Origin of the sequence: Chelativorans multitrophicus (genome assembly GCF_011317445.1) — a bacterium.
GTDB classification, from domain to species: domain Bacteria; phylum Pseudomonadota; class Alphaproteobacteria; order Rhizobiales; family Rhizobiaceae; genus Chelativorans; species Chelativorans multitrophicus.
The window spans coordinates 1-26,644 of the sequence record NZ_JAAAPL010000009.1 but is presented as its reverse complement, the minus strand read 5'-3'; the positions used below and the strand labels follow the sequence as shown (position 1 = coordinate 26,644).

Genomic DNA, 26,644 nt, shown 5'->3' with positions numbered 1-26,644 from the left:
AAGAAGGTAGGACAGAGATGAAGATTACCAATGTGGAAGCCGTGGCCCTTGATGTCCCCATTATGGTGCGACACAGGAAAGACCCGTTCGTTCGCCAGTGCAACCTGGTGAGGATCGATACCGACTCAGGTATTAGCGGATACGGCTACACCTCGCCAGGCGAGTGGCATTCGACAGCGGCCAAAGTCGTGAACGACATGTTCCGTGACGTCCTCATTGGACAGAATCCGTGCAAGATAAACAGCGTCATCAGTTCGCTCTCGACGCGCTTCAACAGGCACAGGGCCACGGGAGCGTGGGCTTCGGCTGTGAGCATGGTCGACATTGGTCTTTGGGACCTGCTGGGCAAGTTATACGGGGTTCCGACGTCGGTGCTCCTGGGAGGAGCGCGGACTGAGGTCCCGGTCTATATCACATTCGGCCTCGCCGAATATTCGACCGAGGAACTGGTTGATACCGTCTCCCACCTCGTTGACGAAGGTCATACCCGTTTCAAGATGATCGTGGGAGGGCTCCGGTCCCGCCCGATCACGAGGGAGGAAAGCCTTCGCCCAGGCGGTTCCCATTGGTTCCAGGGATTTACCGAGGACCTCTTGCTCAACGACGTCAAGCGCGTGGCTGCGGTCCGGGAGGCAATCGGGCCCGACAAGGGCTTGATGGTGGACGGCAATGGCGCATTCCCGCTCGGCGAAGCCAAGCGGCTCGCCCAGAACCTCGAGCCCTTCAATCTCATCTGGTTTGAGGAACCGGTCCTCGGAAATGATCCCGACCTGCTGCAGCGGCTCAGGGACCAGACCACCGTTCCTATCGCTGCCGGACAAAATATCGGCAGCCTGGCAGCCCACAGGACTTTGATCGAAAGCAAGTCGTACGATATCTGCCAGCTAAACGTAACCCATTGCGGCGGCTACAGTGAAGCTCTCAAGATCGCGCATTTGGCTGAAGCGCACAATATGCCGATCGCCACCGGAGGCGCCCAGCCCCATCACAACATGCACTTCCATGCCGGCGTTCAGAACGGCGGGCTCGTCGAGTTCCACTGGTTGAGTTGGAAGGTGGGCGAGGCCCTGTTTGTCGATCCCCCTGCGCCCAGGAACGGCTTCGTTTCCCTGACCGACGAACCTGGCCTTGGCCTCGAGGTCAGACCAGACGCAATCGAGAAGTTCAGGGTCTAGAAGCGGATATCGAACAGGGCGCGCCGAAATTCGGGAACGGCGCGCTCATTGACCAGCTACCGTTCGCGATGTTCGACGACATTGCCAGAACAAGTAGACTTGAGGGATTGCAGCATTGCCAATTGTCTCGGTTAAAGAAGCGAGAAAAGTTGCCGGGGAGGTCCTGCGACGAGCGGGCGCTCCGGCTGCCAACGCCGACCTGCAGCGAGATCTTCTGATCGAGGCCGAATTGCGAGGACTGGCATCGCACGGCCTTCTGCGCCTGCCACGTATAATCGAGCGCATTGCAAATGGCGTTGCCGATCCGCGGACCAGCGGCAGGCATGAATGGCGCGCCCCTGGCTTTCTTCAGGTTGATGGTCAGATGGGTCTGGGACCGGTCGTCGCTATGAAAGCGATCGAGGTGGCCAGGCGGCGCGCCAGAGAGCACGGCGTCGCTGTCGCAGCGATCTCGAATTCGAACCATATCGGTATGCTCGCCTTTTACGCCGAACATGTCGCCGCCGACGGTCAGATAATGATTGCCCTGTCGACCAGTGAGGCACTGGTGCACCCTTGGGGCGGAAGGCGTGCCATGATTGGCACGAACCCCATCGCATTCGGAATTCCGACCGAGACGGGTCCCTACATAGCTGACACGGCGACCGGTCACGTGGCCATGGGGAAGATTCATGACCACGCCAACAGGGACGAGCCAATCCCGCTCGGCTGGGCGCTCGATATCGATGGAAATCCGACGACCGATCCACATCGGGCCAAAAAGGGAGCGATTGCTCCCTTTGGTGGAGCCAAGGGATACGCTCTGGGGCTTTCATTCGAGTTGCTGGTTTCGGCGCTAACCGGCGCCGCGCTTGGGCGGGACGTCAGGGGAACCCTCGATTCTACCGACATCTGCAACAAGGGCGACGTGTTCATAATCATCGACAGTCCAGGTGCGGGTCTTGCCGCATATCTCGATCTTTTGCGCGCCGAGCCGCCCGCGGAGGGGTTTGATGCCGTCCGGTTGCCAGGGGAACGCAGTCAGGCAAGTCGCCAACGCAATCTCGAGAATGGTCTCGAAATTCCCAATGAAATATGGGCCCGCATAAACCATCTCGCCTTCGGTAAGGACCACAAGAATGAAGAGTGAACAGTTGAGTTCTGTCGGAGTAATGCGGGCACCGCGACATGTCGTTTTCGGAGCTGGCCAGCGTCGGTCCCTGCCCGGGTTCACGCTTCCGATGGGACAAAACATAGTTATTGTCACCGACACGCGACTGGAATCGGAGCGGGATTTCGGCGAGATTGTTGATGGGCTTAAGGCACAGGGCCACTCAGTGTCGGTCTTTGCCGGCGTCGAACCCGAACTGCCAGACAGATCCGTGGCGGCAGGGGCCTCGGTAGCGTCCCGAGCCTCGGCCGACATGATCGTGGGAATTGGCGGGGGAAGTTGCATTGATGCAGCCAAGTTCATTGCGCTGCTGGCGGCCCATGGAGGGCGCCCGTCCGATTACTATGGTGAGTTCAAAGTGCCCGGTCCGGTCATGCCGCTGGTTGCCATTCCCACAACAGCAGGTACCGGCTCGGAAGTGACTCCGGTGGCCGTCATCTCGGACGCTGATCGGACGCTGAAGGTGGGCGTTGCCAGTCCTTACCTGATCCCACAGGTTGCGATATGCGATCCCGAGCTAACCTATAGCTGCCCACCCGGCCTGACAGCGGTTTCGGGTGCCGATGCCCTCACACATGCAATTGAAGCCTTCACAACGCGCACGCATTCTCCGTCGCCCTCCATCGCCCACGAAAACGTATTCATCGGCAAGAATATCCTGTCGGACCAGTTCGCCCTGCAGGCGATCACCCGGATCGGACGCAGCCTTGAAGCGGCCGTTGCCGATGGCACGGACACATCAGCGCGGAGCGACTTGATGTACGGTTCGCTCCTGGCCGGACTCGCATTCGGGGTGGCGGGTACGTCTGCTGCTCACGCGGTTCAGTATCCCGTAGGCGCGCTGACGCACACCGCCCACGGAGCGGGTGTAGCGGTGATGCTGCCCTATGTGATGGAATTCAACCGGCGTCATTGTACGCAGGAACTGGTTGAAGTCGCGGATGCTCTGGGCGTCGCCACCTCCGGCGCAGAACCGGCGTCGAATGCCCTGGCTGCAATCGACAGGGTGCGGAATCTTTGTGCGGCAATCGGCATTCCCCCAACCCTTGAAGCCTTGGGTCTGACACCTGACCAGGTCGGCTGGACGGTGGAAAACGCTCTGGGCGCACAAAGACTCGTAAAGAACAATCCCAGGCCGCTCGACCAGGAATCCATGCAACTCCTGGTGGAGGCGGCATTCTCGGGATACATCGGCTCGCTGAATTCATGAACGCATCAGGGAAATCTCAGGTCATGTCCACTTCTGCACGCAATCGGTTTCCAGGCGTAAGCTTCGATCCAAAAGCGCTTCGCTCGAACCTGTTTATTGGAGGTGCATGGAAGGAGGGCGCAACGGGCAACCGCATTCCGGTCTACGACCCGTCAACCGGCACGGTTATTGCGGAAGTCGCGGATGCGGAAGTAGAGGACGTTATGGGTGCGATCGACGCCGCCCATGAGGCATTGCCCGGTTGGGCGGCCACGCCCCCGCGTCACCGGTCGGAGGTTCTTCGGCGCTGTTTTGAACTGATGATCGAGAACAGGGACATGCTTGCCGAGTTGATCTCGCTCGAGAACGGCAAGACCTTAGCTGACGCGCAAGGGGAGGTGGCGTACGCGGCCGAATTCTTTCGTTGGTTTGCCGAGGAAACGGTCCGGCTCAACGGCGAATTGTACAAAGCGCCTAGCGGAGCCAATCGGATACTCGTGCAACATCAGCCGATAGGTGTTTCAGTACTCGTGACACCCTGGAATTTTCCGGCGGCTATGGCAACGCGCAAGATAGGGCCTGCATTGGCTGCCGGTTGCACGGTCATTCTTAAACCCGCAACAGAGACGCCGCTGACCGCCTATGCGCTCGCGGCCCTCTGCGCCGAAGCAGGCGTTCCCGATGGTGTCGTCAACGTCTACACCAGTTCCAGATCGGGCAAGACTGTCAGTGCGATGCTGCATGACCCGCGCGTGCGCAAACTGTCCTTCACAGGCTCGACCGAAGTCGGACGGATATTGCTGCGCGAGGCCGCCGACAAGGTGATCTCGTGTTCGATGGAACTCGGCGGAAATGCGCCATTCATCGTCTTCGACGACGCCGACCTGTCGGCAGCCCTCGATGGCGCAATGGTCGCCAAAATGCGCAATGGCGGGGAAGCATGCACGGCAGCCAATAGGTTCTATGTCCAATCGGGTATTGCTGACGCCTTTGCAAAAGGTCTCGCCGAAAGGATGAAGGCCCTTGCGATCGGCAAAGGCTACGAAACCGGAAGCCAATGCGGCCCGCTGATAAACAAGGATGCAGTCGAGCGGATATCAGGCCTGGTGGAAGAGGCGCAGAGCCGGGGGGCTCGGGTGCTCGCGGGAGGTAAGGCGCTCAATCGTGAAGGATATTATTTCCCGCCGACGGTAATCGATAATGTGGATCCTGCCTCGGCAATAATGAGCGAGGAAATCTTCGGTCCGGTGGCGCCAATCATCCGCTTCGATTCCGAGGATGAAGTTTTGTCTGCAGCGAATGGGACCGAATATGGTCTCATGGCCTATGTCTATACACAGGACCTCTCCAAGGGCCTCAGGGTCTCCGAAAAGATCGAAAGCGGCATGGTGGGGCTCAATCGCGGATTGGTCTCGGATCCGGCCGCGCCGTTCGGAGGGGTAAAGCAGAGTGGGCTGGGGCGGGAGGGCTCGCATCACGGAATACTGGAATTCACAGAGACCAAATACATAGCGACGAATTGGTGACCCTAGATGGACAGCGCTGATTTTGTTACCGGCCATTAACTATCGCGGGAGACTCAGGAGGCGGAAGTCGTTCTGCACAGCAACCCGCGCACTGAGCTCGGCCTTCCGCTCCAAACGACGGAGATGGGATGGGCGGCTAAATGGCGGCTTGTCTATATTCTCCGCCAGAACCGTTCTGTTGGCTTGCGGCCCCCGATCAAGACATCCGGTCAATGTGATCAAGCGTCGGCAACTGTCCGCCAAACAGTCTTTGCTATTTTCTGGAATCCACCCTCCTGCGATGCTGGCGGGGGTGAGACCGGATACTTCCGTTCAGGGCTGCGCCCTCACAATCTCAATCCGCGTTTGCGCCCGCAAGACCAATACACTCCGGGTTAAAGGGAGCGGCATTCATGCGCCAGCCCTTCGTTGACGATCAGTTTGCGACATAACCATTACGCGACCGCATTAAGTTCTGACCTAGTAAGCCCCACGTTCCAACTGGATCCGCGCGTGCGACTCAGCGTCGAGCGATGAAATGTCCAGATGCACTTCGGCCCCGGATTTTTCCAAGGCGGTAACACGGATGGTTCGGTTGTAGCCCGCGGCGAGAGGAAAATAGTTGTCGGAGAGAATGAGCCCGTCGCTATTTTCGATCTGGACTAGCTTGGACAACCCTTTTGTCGTGAATTCCAATTCCCATTCGTCGGCACCGATCTGCCGCTGAGCAATCGATAGGCCTGATTCTGGCGTACACACATCCACGAGTGGCGCGAAAAGCAGCAGATCATCGGCGACTGGTGAACCGCCGACCTTGACCTGGGCATACATAACCTCCCGGTCACGCTGCACAATACTGCTATAGTAGTCGTCGAGATCCATAACCCGGATGCTTCGGCCGGGCGGCAGGGTGATCTGCTCCGTCCAGCGCTTCATGATGGTCCCGTCAGTCCTCAAGTGCACAAGCTCAATCTCTGCTTCGACATCTGCCGCCGAAACGTTCGAAGCAACCACTCGAATATCCTGAAGGTCGCGGTATAGGCCCACGACCACGTCGCGGTATAGCCGCGTGACGATATAGTAGCTCATCATCGGCCTGAGCGCGTAGTCTACCGCTCCGAACTGGAACAGTGGTCCCCCCTTGTTAAATGACCAGTAGACGATACCACTGCATGAGGGGCTGCGAAGGCGGAAGTTCGAAAGCGAATGATGATCAGCCAGCCCTTGCTCGAGTTCGAGCGCACGGATGTAAGGACCGAGACCACCTGAAGGATGGTAGCTTGAATAAGGGAACTTGTTGATCAAGGGACGGCCGGTCCGATCGGCCCACTTCTGGACCCAACCTTTGCCACTGAAATCCCCGACGTCCAAGTCCATCACTTCTTTTAACGTTTCGGCCCGCGAATAACTTTCGATTGACCAGCAGGTTTCGCTGACAAAGAGCGGATCCTTTAATGAATTGAAGTGATTGCCCCAAATGTGTCCGTCGCCAGAAATCGGAGATCCCGAGCGTCCATCGCCGTGTGGAGAGTTGTCAACATAGGGCACGCCGGGCGCGAGCTCCTCGACCAAGGACGGAATGAGCTCTGTGATCATCCCCTCCCCCCAAAAACGGTCCAGCTCATCTGGCCAGCCCCACTCGTCCCAACCCTCGCGCTGCTCGTTGCCGCCGCACAGGACGGTAAGGCAGGCATGACGACGCAGCTTGGTGATCATCTGCCGCGACTCTTCGCGAAAGTTTTCGACGAATTCGGGGTCGTATTCGGGGTAGTACATACTATGGAGGTAAGCATCCTGCCATATCATGATGCCGCTTCTGTCACAGCGGTCGTAGAATTCATCGGATTCAACCGCGCCACCGCCCCACATCCGGATGAAATTGATGTTTCCGTTGTCGAGTAAGGCGAAGATGCGGACATAGTCCTCGGGATCGCCATGAACCTTGAGGTAATCGAACGGGATCAAATTGGTGCCCCTGACCCACACGGGCTGTCCGTTAACGACAAGCTGGAATGTCGGGCGGCCGGATGGCAACTTCTGCAGAAGTTTGACTGTGCGGATACCGATTTCACGCCGAAGGGTGCCCAGCGTGCGGGAAGCGCGGGAAATTCTTACGGTGATGGTATAGAGCGCCGGGGCGCCATAGCCGCGCGGCCACCAAGGCTTGGGATTATCGACAACTAGATCGATGCGGAGCTTGCCCGAAGCTGTTGAACTGGCAGTCTCTGTGGCAACAACGTGCTCTGGTTCATCCGGATCCGCCAATTCCAGCGTCACTTCGACCAGTCCGGAATTATCGTGATGTACAAGTTCGAGAAAGCACGCGAGGTCGGCCCGATCTGCGGTCAGAGATTCGGTTCTGACAAAAAGATCGATAACTTCAACCTCGCGAACGGGAATCAGGCGAACCGGACCATTGATGCCGATGCCCAAGACACCGGTTCCGACATTCAGAAGCGTACTGTTGCCTGAAAAAAAGCTTCTCTGATATCGACGTATGAGGGATTTCCCCAAGCGCCCTTCGACGCCATCTTTGTGGCCAAGGATGCGCCTTGCCTCGGGTATTTTGTCGACAATGCCCGCCTCGTGATGCCGAACCACGATAACCAGTCGGTTGCCCGTGGGCCGCAGCAGACTTGATGCGAAGTCAAAACGGTACTGACGATTTGCATTGGCGGTTGTGCCGATGCCGAAGCCATTCAGCCAAATTTCGGCAAATGTATCGATACCCTCAAATTCCAGAGCCCAGCGCTCCGAAGCGCCGGGGTCGACATCGAATGCAATTTCGTAGACCCAATTGCTTTCGGCGACCCATTTCGCCGCGAAGGCGGCTGCTGTTCCGCTGAACGGATTTTCTAAGTCGCCGCTGCGGACAAGATCGTACTGCACGGCGCCCGGCACTTTGGCGTCGATCCAATGCAGGTCTGTAACGGAAGCGGGGTCAACACCCTGCGGCAGGGCCTCCGGATTCAGCCTTGCTACGCGCCAAGGCCCATCCAGCGTCTTAGGATGCTCCACGATTTTAGTTCCTTCCTCTCGCAGACCGGCGATTCAGTGTGTGTACACGTCCTGCGCCTTGATTTGGTTCAGCAGCTTTTCGCCGGCGCGGTAACGGCGCGCATTCTCCGCGATAATGTCGAGCGACCGCGCAACAAGATCAGGCATTTCGGCAGTTTGGTGATGAGTGATCACTGTGTTCGGCGCGTCCCAGATTGGCGCATTGGGCGGCAGCGGTTCTTGCTCGAAGACGTCCAGTCCAGCTCCGGCAATGGTTCCGTCGTGCAAGGCCTGGACGAGGGCCGCTTCGTCGATGACGTTGCCCCGAGCCATGTTGATCAGATAGGCACTGGGCTTCATGAGCGCTAATTCGCGCGAACCGATCAACCTATACGTTTCATTCGTCAATCGAACTGAGAGCACCACGAAGTCACTTTCTTTCAGCAATGTATCGATGGTTTCTCCGGCACCTCCGTCGAAGTACTGGTCGAGACCTGCGATTTTCGCCTGTTCCGACCCGCGGCCGTACCCAAGAACACGCATTCCGAAAGCCCGGCCAAGCGCGATGACTTCCTTCCCAGTATAGCCGAGCCCGATGACCCCTAGGGTCTTGCCATACGGCCCGCGTCGGTCTGAGAAGCCTGCAATCTTTCGCCATTCATGCTTTTTCTTGGCTTCAACCAGGGCCGGGACGTCGTAGGTCAACGCAAGCACAAAAAAGAAAGTATGCGCGGCCAGTGCCGGCGCGGCACGACCGGCCGATGAGGTTACGATCAAATCCTTTCTTGCGATCACCTCCGGCCGGGCGCTCTTGTTAACCCCGGAATGGTCACAGTGAATCCATTTAAGCTGATTGGCCGCCACGAAGCGTGCATCAAGGTCGGACTTGAGTACGCAGACGTCTACATTCCGGAGTTCGCGCTCGATACCCAAATCATCATCAGGAGATATCTGGATGAGTTCCGCCGGCGCAAATATTTCCTTTAATCGTTCGAGATGCCATCCTTTGTATTCAACCGTCGCCAAAACTTTTTTAATTTGTCGTGATATCAATTGTTGCCCCTCTGTCGACAGTTCACTTCGCTAAACTACACAAGATTGGATCATCGGTTTCTTCAATTCCGCAATGTCACCTGTTCCACCCTTTTGTAATTCGCGGAGACTTGGTTCAGACCCGGAGACGATGCGAGCAGGGTCTTCGTGTATTCGTGCTTTGGATTGCTAAAGATCTGTTCGGTCGGGCCGGTTTCTACGAATGCGCCGCGGTACATGACGGCTACTTTACTGGCCAGAAGACGGACAAGCGCGAGATCGTGCGAAATAAAGATATAGGCTAGACCCAATCTTTCCTGCAGGGTCATCAATACTTGGATGACCTGTGCCTGAACCGAAACGTCAAGTGCCGAAACCGGTTCGTCAAGGATGAGGATCTCCGGTTCAAGCGCCAGCGCGCGGGCAATGGCCACCCGTTGTCGCTGTCCACCCGACATTTGGTTGGGATAGAGGTCGGCGAAGTGCTCTGGCAGGTTCACCTGTTCGAGCAGTTGCGAAATTCTGGCCGGCCTATTGGAGCGTTCGAGAACATCGGGATGAATGTACCAAGGTTCCGAAATCAGGCGGCGAACATTCTGGCGCGGATGCAGAGAAGCGTAAGGGTCCTGGAAGACCATCTGCAGACTTCTTCGCTGCACTCGCATTTCGGCATTGGAGAGCGTCAGTATATCCTTGCCTCGATACAGAACCTCTCCGCTATCCGCCGTCACCAATCTCAAAAGCGTTCGTGCGAGCGTCGATTTGCCGGACCCGGATTCACCTACAATAGCCATGCATTCGCCGCTTGCTAGGCTGAAACTGACATCGTTGACGGCAATGATCGGCCCAAGCTTTTCTCCCCGCCGCGGTGTTCCGAAAGACTTGTAGAGCTTTCTGACCTCAAGAAGCGGAGGGCTGTTCTCGACGGGCTGCGGGCGTTTTGTCACGAGCTCTTATTCTCCAGAATAGAATCGAGATGACACGGCGGTTTACCCCGCTGGCTCAAGCTTCCAGGACAAAGCTTTCTGGCATCGGCTGCAGATCACGCCAGGACGTCGCATGGGCCGGATGAGAGGCCAGCAGAGCCCGCGTATAGCGGTGCTTTGGATGTTGAAACACTTCACGCGTTTCACCCTGCTCTACAATCTCACCATTATACATCACAAGCACACGTTCAGAAATCTGCTGAGCGACCGCAAGGTCGTGTGTGATGAATATCAATCCCATTCCATAGTCGTCCTGTAATCGGCGGATGAGATCCAGGATGCCAGCCTGCACAGTCACATCCAGCGCTGTGGTCGGTTCGTCAGCGATTAGGATCTTGGGACGCAATCCGATAGCCAGAGCAATGCAGATGCGCTGCCGCATGCCTCCTGAGAATTGGTGTGGATAGTCGTGAAAACGGGATTTCGCGTTCGGGATGCCTACTTCTTCCATTAGTCGCAGCGCCTCGTGGCGGGCCTCGGATCGCGACTTCTTCATCCGGATCGTCAGAATTTCCATAAGATGCGAGCCTATGCTATAGACCGGATTCAGCCCGTCGAGCGCGTCTTGGAAAACCATCGCCATACCCAACCCCCGGATAGGTTGAAGGTGGCTTTCGGAACTGCCGACTACTTGTTGTCCGTTAAATATGATGGACCCGCTCACCTCACCTGGTTCTTCCACAAGTCCCAAGAGCGACCTGCCGAGCACGGTTTTGCCTGAGCCGCTGGCGCCAACCATGGCAACCGATTCTCCTTGATCAATGGAGAACGAAACCCCTCTCACAGCGTGGACGACGCCGCGGCGCGTAGTGAAATCGATCCGTACGTCCTCCACATCTAGAAGCGCGCTCATGCTATTCAGCCTTTTGGCGGCGGGGTTTCGAGAAGAAGTGGATGCTCTGTGCAGGGTCCTCTACCGCCCGCAGCCAGTTCGAGAACAGGTTGGCCGCAAGTGCGGTGAGGACGATTATGATGCCCGGAAAAACCGTAACGAACCAGGCGCTGCGCAAGTATTCGCGACCATCGGCCACCATCATGCCCCAGTCGACGTCGGGGCGCTGCAAGCCGATACCGAGGAAGGTCAGGCTGGCCGCCTGAAGAATGACGGTGGCGACCTCGAGCATAGCCAACGTACGGATTGTCGGAAAAACCATCGGAGCCACGTCACGCGTCATAATCCGCCAATGAGACGCTCCGGCCGCGCGGGCGACTTCTATGAACACTCGCTCGCGAACCTCCAGCGTCTGCGCCCGCGCTGTGCGTAAATAAACCGGTATACGTGTGATTCCGAGCACTACAATCAGGTTGGTAATACTTGGATCCAGGACAAATAGCACCACCAGCGCTAGCAGCATCGAAGGAACCGTGTGGAGAATATCGGCAAGACGCAAAAGGATGTTGTCGATCCACCCGCCGAAGTAGCCTGAGTAAAGGCCGATCGCATAGCCGAGCAAAGCCGACATCCCCACGACGAACGCTGCAATGATCAGGGAGGTACGGGCACCGACGATAAGCTGAAGAAGAATTGGTCGGCCCAGGCTATCTCCACCAAGTACGTAGCTCACACCTTCGTCGAGCGTAAATGGCGGATAAAAGCGTAAAAGCAGATCCTGATGGTTAGCTTGCTCGGCAACGAATATCGGGCCGATAACGGCGACAAATGTCACAAATAGAAGCCAGACAAGCGAAGCAATAGCTAAAGGTGATGCTAAGAACATCTCCCACTTAGGAGAATTAAAAATCCGCTTCAACGGTGAAATCTGAGAACTACGAGTGGCGATTGTCATGGAATCCCTCAGCTCAGGCGAACACGCGGATCGACCAGGACGTAGATCAGGTCCACAATAAGATTGAGGAGGATGACCGAAATCCCAACGACAACCACGCTCGCTTGCAGGACAGGAAAATCTCGCGCCAACATCGCGCCGACAATCAGTTTACCGATGCCTGGGAATGCGAAAACGACGCCGACGATAACTGCACCGTTGACCATTCCGGCGGCAATATCGCCTGCAACAGAAATGATCGGCAGCGCCGCGTTGCGTAGAGCATGCCGAAATACCAGACGGCGTGAGTTAAACCCACGTGCCCGTGCGTTACGCACGAAGCCAGAGGTCAAGACGTCAATCATCGCTCCGCGAACGACCTGCGTTAGCACGCCAATCGGCTGTAAGCAAAGCGTTGCGACGGGTAAAATCCACGCCAGCCAGGTGTTACTGCCCGAAGTGGGTAAGAGGCGCCAGTGCACCGCGAACAGAAGAATTCCGACCAAAGCAAACCAGAACGCCGGCATGCTGCCCAAAACAAGTGAGAAGAATGTTATCGTTCGGTCGACAACAGTGAAACGAAAGACTGCCGCGAGAGATCCGAGAATAATCGCCATACCCGTCGACACGGACAGAGCAATGGCAGCGAGTACAATCGTTATCGGCATCTCTCCCCAAGCCGCTGCCATCGCGGACCGCTGCTGCCAGATGGAATCACCGAAATCTCCCTGCAGTGCTTTCCATAGGAATATTCTGAATTGCTCAATGACCGGCTTATCCAGACCGTATGCACGGTTGAAGGCTTCAATTCGTTCTGGCGCCGCACCTTCCGGAAAGAATACATCGACAGGCGAGCCGGTTAGCCGAGCCAGAAAGAATACCATGACGACGACGCCAATGAGCGTAATAATGCTCGAGGTCAGGCGGCGGCTAAGGAATGTTATCATAACGACCGCTTCCGGCTGTGTCTTGCTTGGTGAGCTTAATTTTAGCGCTGCCTGATCCCGTTATGGGATCGGGCAGCTTGAATAACCTAGAAGCCCTCTACGGAATTACTCGGACAAATGGATATCGGCGATGCGGATAATGACACCAGACATCGGGTTGGCATCGTATCGGATTCCATCGCCGAGCCGGATCAACCGCGCCTGCTCTGCAACGCCGATCATGGACGTTTCTTCGAGGTAAAGGATGCGTGCTGCCTCCTGATATAGCTTTGCACGCTCCTCGTCGGCGGCAACATCCGCTTGCTTGAGCAGTTCGTCTATCCGCTCGTTACAAGTCGAGGAGACCGGTCCCTCACAGGAGATGTACCGCGGAAAGCTAAAACTCGCGTCACCGGATGTGTTGTCGTGCGATACCATCTGAAGCGTTGCCGGCTGATCGTCAGGGAACGGTGCCCGCAGGTACTTCAACCAGGCACTGCCTTCCATGTTCAGCAACTGGAAGTTAAAGCCAACCTGTTCCAGATTCTGAGCAATGGCCTGGACCACTTCTGTCTGGTTCGGCAACTGGTCGGGCCGCGAGATGATGAGGAATTCGGTGTCCACAGGCACACCATCCGCCCTCGCTTCTTCCAGGAGTTGCCGTGCCTTTTCCGGATCATACGCGAGTTGCGAATTGTCGAAATCCGGGATGAAGCCGTTCACCTGGGGTCCGAGCATCTGATACCAAGGAGATCCCGTTATCCCCATTAGTGCCCTCGTTATCGAATCCCGATCAACAGCATGGGAGATAGCTCTGCGAACCCGCGGATCCAAAAATGGCTCCTTGTGGGTCATGACGCGCATCAGGAAAATACGGTTGTCCTTATATGCGACAGTACGATCATCTCCCGTGGCATTTTCGGCCCTAATTGCGGTGGCGAGCTGCGCTTCGCCAGTCTCGACCATGGCCGCTCGGACCGACGCTTCGGTACGGTATACGTAAGTGACATCTTTCACCTCAGGGATTTCACCCCAGTATCCATCAAAACGTGTCAGCTTGATCGATTGACCCTGAATCCGCTCGACAAACTGATAGGGGCCCGTACCAACGGGGTTAGTGATCTTCTCGGCCTTTTGTTGGCTCTCGAGGCTGCCCATATCGATATAGGTCAGCCGCAGGGGCATGATCGGATCGGGCCTCTCGGTCGACACTTGAAGCGTATATTTGTCGATTGCTTCGGCATCGACCCGCTCCACGAACTGTTCGGAGTTGTAGCAGGCCAGAGCTCCGCCGTAGAAATCAGTACCGGCTTGCGATCGGATAATGTTTGCGGCTGCCGTTTCAGCATCGAACTCAGAACCGTCGTGGAACTTCACACCTTCTTTGAGATGGAAATGCCAAACATTCGGCTCGACGCGATCCCAGGACGCCGCCAGCAACGGTATGACCGTTCCGTCTTCAGGACTGACTTTGGTAAGCGATTCAAAGATATTGTCCTTGCTCACATTACCATTCGTTGCGGTCTGCGTGTCGCACGGATCGAGTGAATCCGGCTCGGTCGGCAGAACCACCGTAATCGCACGGTCAGTTGGTTGGGCTACCGCGAGTGGAGCGCCGGCTGCCCAGGTCAGCATGCCGGCGCTGACGGCGGCGGCTAGTCTTCCCGATAGCCTTAACATTTGTCTTCCTCCCTTTTTTGAGCCTCTCCGGGCCTCCTACTTTGTTCCCCCGACCACCGATTCTTCAGTGGATACAGCAGCCGACGTGCGTAAGTACGGGCCTATTTCGGTGTGTAGACGTCCTGTTCCGTGATGGCATTGATCATGGGTTTGCCGATCCGATAACGCTCAATGTTGCCGAGAATCATATCGACCGAGCGTTGCGTCTTGTCCGGCAGTCCGGGCGTGGCGTGGGGGGTAATCATCACGTTCGGCTGGTCCCATAACGGAGAGTCAGCCGGCAGCGGTTCCTGCCTGAAGACGTCAAGCCCGGCGCCGGCGATCTGTCTTTCTTCCAGTGCTACCAGCAGTGCGTCCTCATCGATCACCTGGCCTCGGGCCATGTTGATGATCAGTGCAGTTCGTTTCATTCGCCTGAATTCTTCGGTGGAGAACATGTGGTAGGTGGCGTCGGTCAGCTGCGTCGCCAGCATGATTATATCCGCCTCTTCGACCAGCCGGTCTTTGGTTTGGCCGGCCTCGGAACAGAGCAGAACGTCCACGTTCTCGGTGCTGGAGCAAACGCTGCGGGTGTAGACGATCACTTTCATTCCAAAGGCCCGACCGAGCGCCGCCATCGCCTTTCCGGTATGCCCGAAGCCCACGATGCCGAGCGTCTTGCCCGGCAGCCCGAGCTTTTGCGCGTAGTCGGGAATGCCGCGCCACACATGTGCGGCCTGGTCGCGCAGCAGGGCCTTGGCCTCGAAGGTCAGCGCGAGCGCGAAGTAGAAGCCGTGCTGTGCCAAGGCTTCGGCCGAGCGTCCGGCCGAGCCGGTCACGATTAGCCCCTTCTCGAATACGTCCGGGCGCGCTGACCTGGTCAGGCCGGAATGGTCACAGTGCACCCATTTCAGGTTGGGCGCTGCAACGTGACGGTCGTCGAGATCGCCCGCGATGATCGCCACGTCTGCAGTCTCCAGCGCCTTGGCGATAGTCGCGTCATCCTTTGCGTCGCAGTGCACGAACTCTGCCGGGAACACAGCCTGGCGCAACGCTTCGATATGCTCGGATGCGAACGGCACCGTAGCCAACACGCTCTTAATGGTGCGAGCCTGTTTGCCGGTGTTCGTCACGGTCTGGTTCATCTTCGTCGCCCTATTTCGCCTCAATCAGCAAAACTTCGAAGCGGTTGAGTTCGGGAAGAGAGAAGACGAGGGCGTCGCCGTCGCGGACTGCTGGGCACGGCGATCCGGAGATAAGGGCTCTGGCGGTGGTGCCATCCGCCGCGCCGGCCAGCCGCAGCGTTCCGCCGCGAGTCCGAATGGGCGGCCCGTAGTTCTTGCGCCGCGCACCGGAGAGGTTGATCAGGTGGACCACAAGATCGCTGCCGCGCCGCTGCAACGTCATCTCCACATGCTCTTCCAAATCGGCCTGCACCGGTTCGTCGTCGCCCAGAAGAGAGAGCGTCACGTCGACAATGATGTCGCGCAGCGTGGTCAGCCCGAGTTCGTGATAGGATCGTCCGACGGTCCAGGGGATCAGTGCAACCTTGCCGCTTGCGTCGAGCCAGAAGCCCGGCGTGCCGTCCGCGGCATGGCCGTAGCACTTCTCCGGCGGTCCGTAGGGCGCCTGTGGCAGGAAGACCAGCCTCCCCTCCGCGCCTGGTGCCGCCTCCACCCGAAGGTGCGCGCCGAAAACCGGCGACAGAGGAGCGAAATAGTAGCGGCCTTCTTCCACCGGGCGCTCGGTGACGTAGACAGATTTCAGCGCGTCAGGGTCGGTGGTGGTCTCGGTGACACGGACCGCGGGCATCCGGGCAAGCTGGGCGCGGTCTTTGGCGTCGAAGCCGGACCGGCCAGTCACGACCAGCCGTCCACCGCGCTCGACGAAGGTGTCGAGCGCGGTGACTGCCTCAGCTGGGAGGGGACCGAGATCGGCCAGCACGAGGACCGAGTAACGCCCCAGCCCGCCATTGGCCCTCATGTCGTCGAGCCCCTCGGCGGGGACGACGTCGAACGGAACGTGCGCCTGCTGCAACGCCTCGTAGAGCCCGCGGAATTCCTCCTGCGCCTCACGATGCCGGTCGAGGCTCATGGCCAGCATGTTCGGCCGGACGAGGCCCACATGCGCGGCCGGAACAAGTCCGTGGTAGACGTCCTGATTGTCGCGGTGAAACCGCATGATCTCGCGCCCTACCTCGAGCGAAGGGTACTCGATCTCGCCCGGAACGCCCATGATGTAAGCTGAGATGTTGGCGCCGCGGGACAAGCCCTGAATCTGGTGCTGCGCGAAATGTTCCGGCTGCTCACTTGCGATCCGGTAAGGCATGTCAACGAAGGTCACGCAGTGACACAGAACCGGCCTGTCCGGACGCTGAGTCCGGTAGGCGCTAACCTGTTCGTTGACATGATGCGGCCAGAATGGGCGGCCCATCTTGTTATTCGCCTCGAAGAAGATCACATCGTCCGAGCGCAGCAGCGCCACGTCCGGGCGTCGGGTCTTGATGTGGGCCGAGATCCGGACCCAGAGATCGCCGACCACCTTCGCGCAATACGCTCGCCAGAGATCGTAGTTGGGCGACTCCGGCCCTGTCGGTAACTGCTGGCCGCCGCTGAAGGCGGCGAACCCCCTCTTCGAAGCCTCTGACTGCGATACGCCGTGATAGTGCATCGCGTAGTCGAATTCGTTGAAGCCGGCACGATTGAAGAAAAAGCCATCGAGCGGGTAGCGGTCAATCATTTCGTCGACCACCTCGAGCAGCTTTTCCTGGTAATAATCGCCGCTCGGATCGACGCTTACCTGCCCCTCGGCGGCCTGCCGCCGGCCATCGGGACGCACGAACAGCCAATCCGGGTGCCTGTCGGCCACCGCCTGGTTGACCTTCGAGAAGTCCATCCGCGCCATCACCCGGATACCGCGCCGGTGGCCGGCCTCAACCGCGTCGCCGAACAGGTCACCGCTCGGCCGCCGGTCGAGATAAGGGTTGCGGGTCTGGTGCTCAAGCCGCGTCGGATAGAACGAAAGGATGCCGCCGCCGTTCACCAGCCAGACGTTGCAACCCATGTCCTCGATGAAATCAAGAACCTTCTCCACGTCCATATCGGCATCGGGTTCCAAAAGATTGGTCTGGAACAGACGAAACGGCGAACGATACCAGGGCTCGTGCTCCGCGCTTTCCGTTAGTTCATTTCCCAACGTTATCCCGTTCGCCATTCGGTACCTTCCGCCTGCATGGTTTGCATGTTCTGATCAGGTTTAGCGGTGCGCCGCATCCACGTGCGGCCCTGGCGCTGCATCTCCTCACCGTCAAATTCTCCCAAAAAACTGCATAACATCAGGCCGATAGATTGTAAATAATCTTTTTCGAAAATCTTATTAATAAAGATATTGACTTTTTCTTCCTCTCACCTTCGGTGCTGCACAGGCTGGCAAAAAAGGCCGTTCATAAACCCACCGAAGAAGCACTTCGCGGGATAGTACGAGTGGATACCCTCAGCCGAAAAGCAAAACCGAAAGGAGTGACCATATGGAACCATTGACTTCATAAGGTTGGGCGTCGTGGGCAAACCGATGCCAGAGCACCTGCTCGAAGCCGGCCCCAGGGTTTTCGCCATGGACCAAAGGCGCTCCCCGAATCCGGACCTGGCTACAAAGGGGCTGCAGACCGTGACGGGCCACGATGCAGTCGCGCGGGAACGCCGCAGGTCGCCGACCTATTGTTCGGCGAGAAAAGTGTCGCCGATGGGCTTTCTGACGGCAAGCTCGTAATCAACATGAGTTCGATCTCACCCACCGCGACCCGTGACTTTGCACGGAGGATGAACGCGCTCGGATGATCGAGCGCAAATTCAACCCCGGATTCCGTATCGAACTGCACCAGAAGGACCTCAACCTGGCGCTCGAGGCGCGCGAACAATGGGCGTGGTGCTTCCGAACACGGCTTCGACGCGGCAGCTTTTCGATGCCTGCGCCGCTCACACTCGTGCGCCAGAGGATCACTCGCCATTCGTCCGGGCGCTGGAGCTTCTGGGCAAACCACAAAGTGCATGAAGCGGCAGGCCTGGAGCGACCGCTTCCACAGTCCACCTCCGCGACTACGTTGCGTCGACCGCAGACGCGGCCCGACGTTTGCGTTCTCAGGCTCCTATGCCAGCGATGTTCCGGATGAGGTTTCATTCAGGAAATCGAAGTCGCAACCGGCGTCGGCCTGGGTTACGCAATGTTCGAAAAGCCGGGCGTAACCCCGAGGCGCGGGCCGCCTCACGGGTTTCCAGAAACCGCGACGGTCTTCCAGTTCGGCATCCGACACCAGAAGGTCCAAGCGCCGGCCCTTCACATCCAACCGGATCCGGTCGCCGCTGCGCACCAGGCCCAGCGGTCCCCCGATCCAGGCTTCCGGTGCAATGTGCAGCACGATCGTGCCGAACCCCGTGCCGCTCATCCTGGCATCGGAAATCCGTACCATGTCCTTGACCCCGCGCCGCGCCAGCTTGGCGGGGATGGGCAAGTAGCCCGCCTCTGGCATCCCTTCCCCTCCTATGGGTCCTGCATTACGCAGAACGAGGATATCATCCTTTTCCACGTCGAGATCCGGATCATCAATCCGTGCGGCCAGGTCTTCCACGCCGTCGAACACGAGCGCCCTGCCCTCGTGTTGCATCAGCTCGGGCGATGCGGCGGACTGCTTGATAACCGCCCCGTTCGGTGCAAGGTTGCCGTAGAGCATCGCTACCGCCCCATAATCCGAGATCGGATCGACCCTGCTGCGAATGACCTTGCTTGCGGTCCTTCTGTCTGTAGCGCCGGAGATCGTCGCGGACAGTGGGACGCCAGCGACGGTCATGCAATCGGTTTGAAGGAAATCCTGCAGTTCCGCAAACAGAGCAGGAAAGCCGCCGGCTGCATGGAAATCCTGCATGTAGAAGGTGCCCGACGGCTTGAGATCGACGAGAACCGGGATTTCCTGTCCTAACCGGTCCAGCGCCTCGAAATCGAAGGCGCGGCCGGTGCGTCCAGCGATTGCGGCGAGGTGGATGACTGCATTGGTCGAGCCGCCCATCGCCTGCAGTACGGCCATCGCGTTGTGGATCGCGCCATCGCTGAGTATCTGCCGAGGTGTCAGTCCCTCTGCGGCAAGGCCGACCGCGCGGCGTCCGGTTTCCTCCGCGCAACGGATCCGTTCCGCCAGAACCGCGGGGATCGAACCGCTGTACGGCAAACTAAGGCCCATAGCCTCGCAAAGGCCCGCCATCGTGCTGGCGGTTCCCATGACCGAGCAGGTGCCGACGCTCGGCACCAGCCGCCCGCTAACCTCGCTGATTTCGCCGTCGGCGATCTCGCCGCCGCGATAGCTTGCCCAAAACCGGCGGCAATCCGTGCAGGCTCCGATCCGCACGCCGCGATGCTCCCCGGTCAACATCGCCCCGGTCGGCAGCACGATGCCCGGGCGGTCGGCGCTGACCATCGCCATCACCTGAGCGGGCAGCGTCTTGTCGCAACCGCCTATCGCCACCACGCTGTCGACGGGCAGCGAGCGGATCATCTCCTCGGTATCCATCGCCATCAGGTTCCGTAGGAACATTGAGGTCGGATACGCGAAGGATTCGTGCAGCGTGATGGTGGGAAACACCATCGGCAGGCCACCCGACATCATCACTCCGCGCTTCACTGCCTCGATCAGTTGCGGAACGTTGCCGTGACATGGATTGAAGTCACTGTACGTATTTGTGATGCCGACAATTGGCCGGGACAGCGCATCGTCCGATAGTCCCATGGCCTTGATAAAGGCGCGACGGAGATAAGCGGAGAATTCCGGATCACCGTAATTGGTCAAGCCGCGTTTCAGCCCGGTGGTCATGCGTCAGTTCCGTCTCAATGTGTTGGGCGCGGCAAGGCGATTTCCGCGCGGGCGTGTGGTTTCATCAGCCCGGTAGGCGAGAAAGGGCGCCGATGTAGAACCGCGGGGCGGGAACGAGGTGCCGACGGCAGACATCTATCAGCGCGTTGCGATCTCCCTCCTCAAGCGCTGCGATCATCTCGTGGTGCTCGTCACGCGCCCGCTTGTGCTCGTTCGGATCAGCCAGCGCGTAGAACCTGATCCCCTGTGCGCGCAGCGCGTATTCATCGATGGACTTGGCAAGAAAGGGGTTGTTGCAGAAATCGAAGAACACCCGGTGAAACGCGATATTGGAGCGGAAGACCATGTGAAAATCGACCTCGTCCACCGCCCGGTCATGGTCTTGCTGGACGCGCTTCAGCTTGTCGAGCATGTCGGAAGGCAGCGGTAGCGGAATCAGCTTCGCCGCGTGGAGTTCAAGCACCTCGCGCACGTCGTAGAGCTGGCGCACGGTCTCTGCGCTGTAAGCACAGACCGACGCTCCCCTGTTAGGCACACGCTCGACCAGCCCTCTGTGCTCGAGCTCCGCCAGCGCCTGCCGGATGACGTGTCGCTTGGCACCGAAACGAGAGATCAGATCGTCCTCTATAAGCCGTTCCCTCTGATGCAGCCGGCCGAAGACGATATCCTCCTCAAGCTGACTGATTATATTTTCCAGATTTGAATCGGCCGGGATCTCTACGGTCTGGCCGAGTGGATTCTGTATCATTGTTCGCCTTCCCGGCGCGATTTTAAGTGCTCGCGTCATTTCTTTACTGGTGTAAACAAGCCGGCTGCACCAAGCCGACACGGCCCGTCCGTCACGAGACTCCCGGCCTTCCCCTTCACCATCCACGCGCAGAGGATATCACCGAAGGTCCCGGCATCGGCCTGCCCCATTGCACCGATCTCCCGACCGCGCTTTCGGGCATCGCCCAATGGCGGCGCGGGTGGAGACAGGTTGTGCCCCACGAGGCCGCCAGCGTCCGCGAGATCCTCCGGCGCCGGCTCGAAGCGGAAGGGTCTTCCGGCGACCCTGCCCCGATCCGGGCGCAAGGGCATGGCACCGGTGGATCCATACGCTGCGTAGCCCAGGCTTGAGAAGGACGATGGTCAAGGTAGCCGTCAATCCCTCCTTCAGTCCCTGCAAGCGTTCTGATTCAAGCGTCATGTCTGCTGCACCTTCACAAAATCCCGTATAAGCGGAGAGTTAGGCGACGGGTGCGGCCTTTGTCTCCAATATCGGTTGCAGCTATGCGAATTATTGATAAAAATGTCAATAAGGTACTGGCTAGCCGGAGATCCAAGTACCTCACCGCGTCGACAAAGCGTAGTGGGCGTGCGCACCTAGCCAGCCAGAACCGGTACTGCCACAAGTAAATCAATCGGAGATGAGGGTTGCAGGCAATACTATCAGATGAGCGCGGACAGACCCGCGCCGGACGGCGTGAGGATCTTCGGTTCCTGATCGGAAACGGCCGCTACACGTCGGATGTTAAGCCGGAAGGGTGTCTTATTGCTCGCTTCGTGCGATCCGAGCATCCTCACGCACGGATCATCGGCATTGACAGTCGGCAGGCCGCATCCCTGCCGGGCGTGAGGGCGATCTTTACGGCGGCTGACCTGGAAGCGGCCGGTGTAGGGCCCGAGCCCGGCGGCATCGCATATCCCCGCGCCGACGGTTCACCGGCCCCCAAGACGGACAGACCGGCGCTTGCGTCGGGAATTGCGCGATATCTCGGTGAGCCCGTGGCCATGGTGGTTGCGGACACGGCCGCGGAGGCCGAGGACGCGGCGGAAGCCGTGGAGGTGACCTACCAACCGCTACCTTACGTAACGACTGTCGCCTCTGCGAGGTCCACTACGGACGCGCCGAGGGTCTGGGAGCCGGACAATATCGGTTTTGTCTGGCGAGGCGGCGATATGGACACGGCCGAGCGCGCACTAGCCGGCGCGGCGCACGTCACGCGCCTGTCCTGCAAGGTTAGTCGCGTTGGCGCCTGTCCGCTCGAGACGAGGGCTTTTCTCGCCTGGATCGAGCCCGACGGGCGGTTGGGCATGAGCGCCAGCCATCAGTCACCGCACGGATTGCTGAACGCGCTGAAGGCTCGCGGACTCGATGACGATCCACATGTTCGCATCGGCGACGTGGGCGGCTCGTTCGGGATGAAGGGCGGACTGCACGGCGAGGGCGCGGCTGTGGCGTTCGCTGCGAAGTATCTTGGCCAGCCGGTGCTCTGGGAAAGCAGCCGCTCCGAGGCGATGCTATCCGACCCTGGCGGCCGCGAGGCAGATGCAAAAATTGCAGTCGGCTTGGATGCTGACGCCCGGATCGTCGCACTGACCGGCAGGATCGACCTCAACGTCGGCGCGTACCTTTCCGGGGGCAGCGGCGGCGCGGTCAACAATATCGGCTCAATGGCCGGAGTTTACGAAATCCCCGTAATCGGCGTGGAGGTGCGCGGCGTTCTCTCCAATACTCCGCCGATCGCCGCCTACCGCGGTGCCGGGCGGCCGGAGGCGGCCTACTACATCGAACGCATCCTGGACGTCGCCGCGCACGAGCTCGGGCTCGACCCGCTAGAGTTACGACGTCGCAACCTCGTACCACCTGAGCGCATGCCTTTCCGGACGGCTCTCACCTTTACCTACGACTGCGGAGATTTCCCGGCACTCATCGAGCGGGGTACCGCTGAAGCTGATCTTGCACACTTCCCAGCCCGTCGCGCCGAGGCCGAGCGCAACGGCCGCTTGCTGGGGCTGGGCGTTGCAATCTGCATCGAGACCTCCGGCGGCACCATCCGAGGCCCCTCGCCGGACCACGCCAAGGTATCGCTCCTGTCTGACGGCAGTCTACTCGTCGAGCCTGGCAGCTTCTCGGTTGGACAGGGCCACGAAACCGCCTTCCCCAACTTAGTGGCCGAGCATTTTGGCGTCGAGCCAGAGCGGGTGCTGCATCGCCAAGGCGATACCGACCGGCTGGAAAGCGGCCGCGGCAATGGCGGCTCTGGTTCCACCAGCGTCGGAGGCCCGGCGATTTCCGATGCCTGTAATAAGCTGATCACCCAGTTGGCTGCCATTGCCGCTCGACAGTTCGGGGTGGCGGCGGAGGATATCGTCTTCGAGGCTGGCGTCTTCCGAGACTCGAAAAGCAATCAGTCGCTGTCGCTCGCGGAATTTGCGGGGGGGCTGCCGATCGGCGAGGACGGGACTGTTGCGGTTGCCCAGGGATCCTTCAAACCTTTGGCCCCCACTTTCCCGAACGGCATGCATGTCGCCGAAATCGAAATCGACCCCGAGACCGGCGAACGGTGGCTGACACGCTACACCGCCGTAGAGGATCTCGGCCGGGTTCTGAATTCCGAATTGGTCGAGGGCCAGATCCACGGGGGCGTCGCGCAAGGTGCCGGTCAGGCTCTGAGCGAAGAACTATTGTACGACGCAGACGGGCAATTGCTGACCGGTTCCTTTATGGACTACGCGATGCCGCGGGCCGACGACTTGGTCGGCTACCGGTTCGCAACAAGCAACGTCCCCACTCGAGTCAATCCGCTGGGCGTCAAGGGCGTGGGAGAAGCGGGCACCGTCGGCGCGCTTTGCGCCGTGATGAATGCGGTCAACGACGCGCTCAGGCCACTCGGGGTTCGTCATCTGGACATGCCCGCGACACCGCACCGGATTTGGAGCGCAATTCGGCAAGCCAAAGACGGGTCTCCGTAGAAGGGCCGTGCAGTGCCGGGGAGCCATGAGACCCCACGCTAACAGGAGGAATATGGGACGTGGCCGACACCATTGAAACGATCGAGAGCTTCCTGCTGAAAGCGGGCCGAAAAACCTGATCCTAGCCAAGATCACCACACGGGACGGGGTTATCGGGTGGGGCGAATGCTACAACGCCATGCACCGGGAGCATGCCACGCGCGCCCTAGTCGAGGAACTGGCGTATACCTGAAGGGTCGGGCGCTGTTCTCGATTAAACAGTACATGCACGCCGTCTATGACGAACGTCGCGGTCAAGCGCGGCTCGATGGAGTATTTCTGTGCGGCGCAAGTTACGACGGCTCTGTCGCAAACCCGAAGCCGAAATCGAGTTTTTACGTGGCCAGGATTTCGACCTGTTCGACAAGTGACGGTGCTGGATTATAGGCGTAGCTTGCCCGACGCTTACGCATCATATGCACTATCTCGATGCCGGCCAATATGACGGCGGCCGAGGAAAGGACTTTAAGCCGAGCATTGACCGGACGCGCCGCTTGATCCGCCGATGGTCCTGTTCAATCCGGTTATTGAGGTAGTGGCTCTGCCGAACGCGGATCGGCTTCAGTGGCCGTTGCGTTTGGCTCCGAAGCCGGCTCTCGCCATCGCACGCAATGATTGCCTCCGGGTTCGTCTGACTACCATCAATGACAATACGATCTGGTCGGCCATGACGGTTCAGCGCTTTGCGGATGACGCGTCTGCCGGCCGGGAGGTCACGGTTTTCGCTGAAGAAGAACTCTACCGTGTCGCCTATGCTGTCGATGGCGCGGTAGAGATACATCCAGCGACCGCGCACCCAGATATAAGTTTCATCAACGTGCCACTTGCCGGTGACCGGACGTTTTCGCCGGTTGAAGCGTTCAAGCAGCAGCGGGGAAAAGTGCACAACCCAGCGGTGGACAGTCGAATGGTCGACGTGAATGCCGCGCTCTGCCATCGTGTCTTCCAGATCACGCAAGCTGAGATTGTAAGCCAGATACCAACGTACGCACAGCAGAATTATCCCTTGGTCGAAGTGGCGGCCCTGAACATCGACAAGCCCCTGAAATAGAGAGCTTTCATGCCCCAATCCATGTTACCGCGCGGTTTGCGAAAAAGCCATCGATCCCGCTTCCCTCATCCACCCTCTCCACCAGCGCGGCCACCCCCAGGCCGGCCTCCGAAAGATCGGCCGGTTGACGGAACAGCCACAGCGACGCGAGCTCCCTATGCGCTCCGAAAACCCCGCTCGTATCAATCGTGTCAACCAGGGCCGGATGCTGTGATCACGATCCGGTCGGCACACTGCCAATGCTCAGGAGGTGCGTGTCATTGCCGAAGAATCGTCATAACGCACCTCCTCCATGGCTCCCTCGATCGAAAGCGCCCGCTCCAGAACGGTCTGGGTTGGCCCGGATTTGGGAAGAGCCGCAGCCGCTGCAGCGCGTATGTGAGCGGCGCATCACAGTGGTACTCGGTGCTGTAGGAGATCTTCAGCCGCATGGGATCATGCGCGTGTACGCCGGTCAATGGTGAATAGTAAATGATGAACAGTGATCCAGCGCAGGAAATATCGGATCGCTACATTCTTGCCGATAATAGCCATTCCAGCTCACCACCATTCACCATTCACATTCACCCTCAATGGATCGATAATCCGCCGCATCTGATCGCCCAGCGCGGCGTTGTCGCGGATGAACTCGGTCAGGAACCTCCTCAAAAATTTCGGAAATGGTCACAGTCTTCAGCTTTTTCAGCTTGGCCTCGGCCATTTCGTGACATCCGTGGCCGCTCCGTATTCCTCCACCAGAAAGCCGAGTGAATCACAGATGCCAGAGCAATAGGCAAGAGAGCGCCGCATGCGCCGATTGAGGATGAGATAGTTGGCGATATTGGCCGGCGCATAGTCTCCGTCATAGCTCCAGCGATAGGAGCGCTGCGCCGAAACAGAGCGAAGGATCGTCTGCCAGTGGTGGTTGTCGAGCGACGATCCCACCCACGTCTCCAAGGGCAGAAACATATAATATTTCACGTCCAGGATGCGGGCGGTGTTGTCCGCCCGCTAGATCATCGTCCGAGCTTGGCAAAAACGAAGATCTCGTTGCGTAGCATGGCGCCCTGGAAGGCCCCACGGATCAGCGCCGTCTCGCGCTTGATGGCATCGAACACTGGGGGCAGTTCACGCTTGTCCACCGGTTTCCTCAAGATGCGCCGCAGCGCTATCCAGGGTTCCTTGATGCTCTCCCGGGTCTCCCGTGTGAGCGCCGTGCGCACCATGCGCCCATTCTGCCGCGCGGTTTCCATGCAGGACACCACGCTTGAGGGATTGGACGCGTCGCGCAGCAGGAAATCTGTCACGGCTGCGGCGTGATACGGGCGGTTTCCCTCATCAAAGACCTGGCGCACGCCAGCGCTCGTCATCGGACCGAAGCTCCAAACATAATCAGCCGCCCATGACCGCGATCAATTGCCGAGCCGACCGGATAAGCCGCCATCCCGAAGAGAACCTTGCCAAGGGTCGCCGCTCCATAGGATTCGGGCTTCAACCATCCGAGGTCGGGGTCGGAACAAGAGCAGTGCAAAATCGTACGCTAAGGTCGAACGGATCGTGAACCCTCGTCGCGAACCCGCATAATGGTCTGTCGG

Annotated in this window: 20 protein-coding genes and 1 pseudogene; 6 read left to right on the top strand and 15 right to left on the bottom strand. The window is 58.9% G+C overall.

Features of this window, described 5'->3' with window-relative positions; genetic code table 11:
• Window positions 1-17: 17 nt before the first annotated feature.
• The 4 genes from GNP00_RS21955 (at window position 18) to GNP00_RS21940 (ending at window position 5,040) form a co-directional block, all read left to right on the top strand.
• Entirely contained in the window at window positions 18-1,175 is a 1,158-nt protein-coding gene (locus tag GNP00_RS21955) for a mandelate racemase/muconate lactonizing enzyme family protein (RefSeq protein ID WP_011578892.1), read from the top strand.
• A gap of 115 nt (window positions 1,176-1,290) precedes the next feature.
• Complete coding sequence (locus GNP00_RS21950) at window positions 1,291-2,304, top strand: Ldh family oxidoreductase (protein WP_011578891.1); 1,014 nt, start codon at window positions 1,291-1,293, stop codon at window positions 2,302-2,304.
• A gap of 4 nt (window positions 2,305-2,308) precedes the next feature.
• Entirely contained in the window at window positions 2,309-3,535 is a 1,227-nt protein-coding gene (locus GNP00_RS21945) for an iron-containing alcohol dehydrogenase (protein WP_425482952.1), read from the top strand.
• A gap of 23 nt (window positions 3,536-3,558) precedes the next feature.
• Complete coding sequence (locus GNP00_RS21940; protein ID WP_011578889.1) at window positions 3,559-5,040, top strand: NAD-dependent succinate-semialdehyde dehydrogenase; 1,482 nt, start codon at window positions 3,559-3,561, stop codon at window positions 5,038-5,040.
• A 459-nt stretch (window positions 5,041-5,499) separates the two neighbouring features.
• On the opposite strand, the gene GNP00_RS21935 is transcribed toward GNP00_RS21940, so the two are convergent.
• The 9 genes from GNP00_RS21935 to GNP00_RS21895 form a co-directional block, all read right to left on the bottom strand.
• On the bottom strand, window positions 5,500-8,037 hold the full coding sequence (locus tag GNP00_RS21935) for a glycosyl hydrolase 2 galactose-binding domain-containing protein (protein WP_011578888.1): 2,538 nt from the start codon (window positions 8,035-8,037) through the stop codon (window positions 5,500-5,502).
• A gap of 33 nt (window positions 8,038-8,070) precedes the next feature.
• Complete coding sequence (locus GNP00_RS21930) at window positions 8,071-9,069, bottom strand: D-2-hydroxyacid dehydrogenase (RefSeq protein ID WP_011578887.1); 999 nt, start codon at window positions 9,067-9,069, stop codon at window positions 8,071-8,073.
• A 62-nt stretch (window positions 9,070-9,131) separates the two neighbouring features.
• Entirely contained in the window at window positions 9,132-9,995 is an 864-nt protein-coding gene (locus tag GNP00_RS23775; protein WP_166016300.1) for an ATP-binding cassette domain-containing protein, read from the bottom strand.
• Window positions 9,996-10,050: 55 nt separating this feature from the next.
• Window positions 10,051-10,887: an ABC transporter ATP-binding protein gene (locus GNP00_RS21920; RefSeq protein WP_011578885.1), complete on the bottom strand. Its 837-nt coding sequence runs from the start codon at window positions 10,885-10,887 to the stop codon at window positions 10,051-10,053.
• 1 nt (window position 10,888) lies between these two features.
• Window positions 10,889-11,821 (bottom strand): ABC transporter permease, encoded by a 933-nt coding sequence (locus GNP00_RS21915; protein WP_166016298.1) that lies wholly within the window; start codon window positions 11,819-11,821, stop codon window positions 10,889-10,891.
• An 8-nt stretch (window positions 11,822-11,829) separates the two neighbouring features.
• Window positions 11,830-12,747, bottom strand: coding sequence for an ABC transporter permease (locus GNP00_RS21910; protein WP_011578883.1), 918 nt, complete (start codon window positions 12,745-12,747; stop codon window positions 11,830-11,832).
• Window positions 12,748-12,852: 105 nt separating this feature from the next.
• Window positions 12,853-14,406, bottom strand: a complete 1,554-nt coding sequence (locus tag GNP00_RS21905; protein ID WP_011578882.1) for an ABC transporter substrate-binding protein — start codon at window positions 14,404-14,406, stop codon at window positions 12,853-12,855.
• A 101-nt stretch (window positions 14,407-14,507) separates the two neighbouring features.
• Window positions 14,508-15,530, bottom strand: coding sequence for a D-2-hydroxyacid dehydrogenase (locus tag GNP00_RS21900; protein ID WP_011578881.1), 1,023 nt, complete (start codon window positions 15,528-15,530; stop codon window positions 14,508-14,510).
• A gap of 10 nt (window positions 15,531-15,540) precedes the next feature.
• Window positions 15,541-17,598, bottom strand: a complete 2,058-nt coding sequence (locus GNP00_RS21895) for an alpha-amylase family protein (protein ID WP_011578880.1) — start codon at window positions 17,596-17,598, stop codon at window positions 15,541-15,543.
• A gap of 357 nt (window positions 17,599-17,955) precedes the next feature.
• Here GNP00_RS21895 and GNP00_RS21890 point away from each other — a divergent pair.
• A pseudogene (locus GNP00_RS21890) lies at window positions 17,956-18,435 on the top strand (NAD-binding protein).
• A 94-nt stretch (window positions 18,436-18,529) separates the two neighbouring features.
• On the opposite strand, the gene GNP00_RS21885 reads toward GNP00_RS21890, so the two are convergent.
• The 3 genes from GNP00_RS21885 to GNP00_RS21875 all read right to left on the bottom strand — a co-directional run bounded on the left by GNP00_RS21885 (window position 18,530) and on the right by GNP00_RS21875 (window position 21,322).
• Window positions 18,530-20,242 (bottom strand): IlvD/Edd family dehydratase, encoded by a 1,713-nt coding sequence (locus tag GNP00_RS21885; RefSeq protein WP_011578990.1) that lies wholly within the window; start codon window positions 20,240-20,242, stop codon window positions 18,530-18,532.
• Window positions 20,243-20,306: 64 nt separating this feature from the next.
• Window positions 20,307-20,990: a GntR family transcriptional regulator gene (locus GNP00_RS21880; protein WP_011578989.1), complete on the bottom strand. Its 684-nt coding sequence runs from the start codon at window positions 20,988-20,990 to the stop codon at window positions 20,307-20,309.
• Window positions 20,991-21,025: 35 nt separating this feature from the next.
• Window positions 21,026-21,322 (bottom strand): RraA family protein, encoded by a 297-nt coding sequence (locus GNP00_RS21875; RefSeq protein WP_049764976.1) that lies wholly within the window; start codon window positions 21,320-21,322, stop codon window positions 21,026-21,028.
• Between the two features lie 336 nt (window positions 21,323-21,658).
• Between GNP00_RS21875 and GNP00_RS21870 the strand changes: the two genes are divergently transcribed.
• Window positions 21,659-23,980, top strand: a complete 2,322-nt coding sequence (locus GNP00_RS21870; RefSeq protein WP_011578988.1) for a xanthine dehydrogenase family protein molybdopterin-binding subunit — start codon at window positions 21,659-21,661, stop codon at window positions 23,978-23,980.
• A gap of 374 nt (window positions 23,981-24,354) precedes the next feature.
• On the opposite strand, the gene GNP00_RS21865 is transcribed toward GNP00_RS21870, so the two are convergent.
• The 3 genes from GNP00_RS21865 to GNP00_RS23915 all read right to left on the bottom strand — a co-directional run bounded on the left by GNP00_RS21865 (window position 24,355) and on the right by GNP00_RS23915 (window position 26,419).
• A protein-coding gene (locus tag GNP00_RS21865) for an IS6 family transposase (RefSeq protein ID WP_157038255.1) occupies window positions 24,355-25,088 on the bottom strand; the annotation gives its coding sequence in 2 pieces (ribosomal slippage) (window positions 24,355-24,479 and window positions 24,479-25,088; 735 coding nt in all).
• A 663-nt stretch (window positions 25,089-25,751) separates the two neighbouring features.
• A complete protein-coding gene (locus GNP00_RS23920; RefSeq protein ID WP_049764975.1) occupies window positions 25,752-26,018 on the bottom strand; it encodes an alpha-E domain-containing protein in 267 nt (88 codons plus the stop codon).
• A gap of 47 nt (window positions 26,019-26,065) precedes the next feature.
• On the bottom strand, window positions 26,066-26,419 hold the full coding sequence (locus tag GNP00_RS23915) for an alpha-E domain-containing protein (RefSeq protein WP_049764974.1): 354 nt from the start codon (window positions 26,417-26,419) through the stop codon (window positions 26,066-26,068).
• Window positions 26,420-26,644 lie beyond the last annotated feature (225 nt).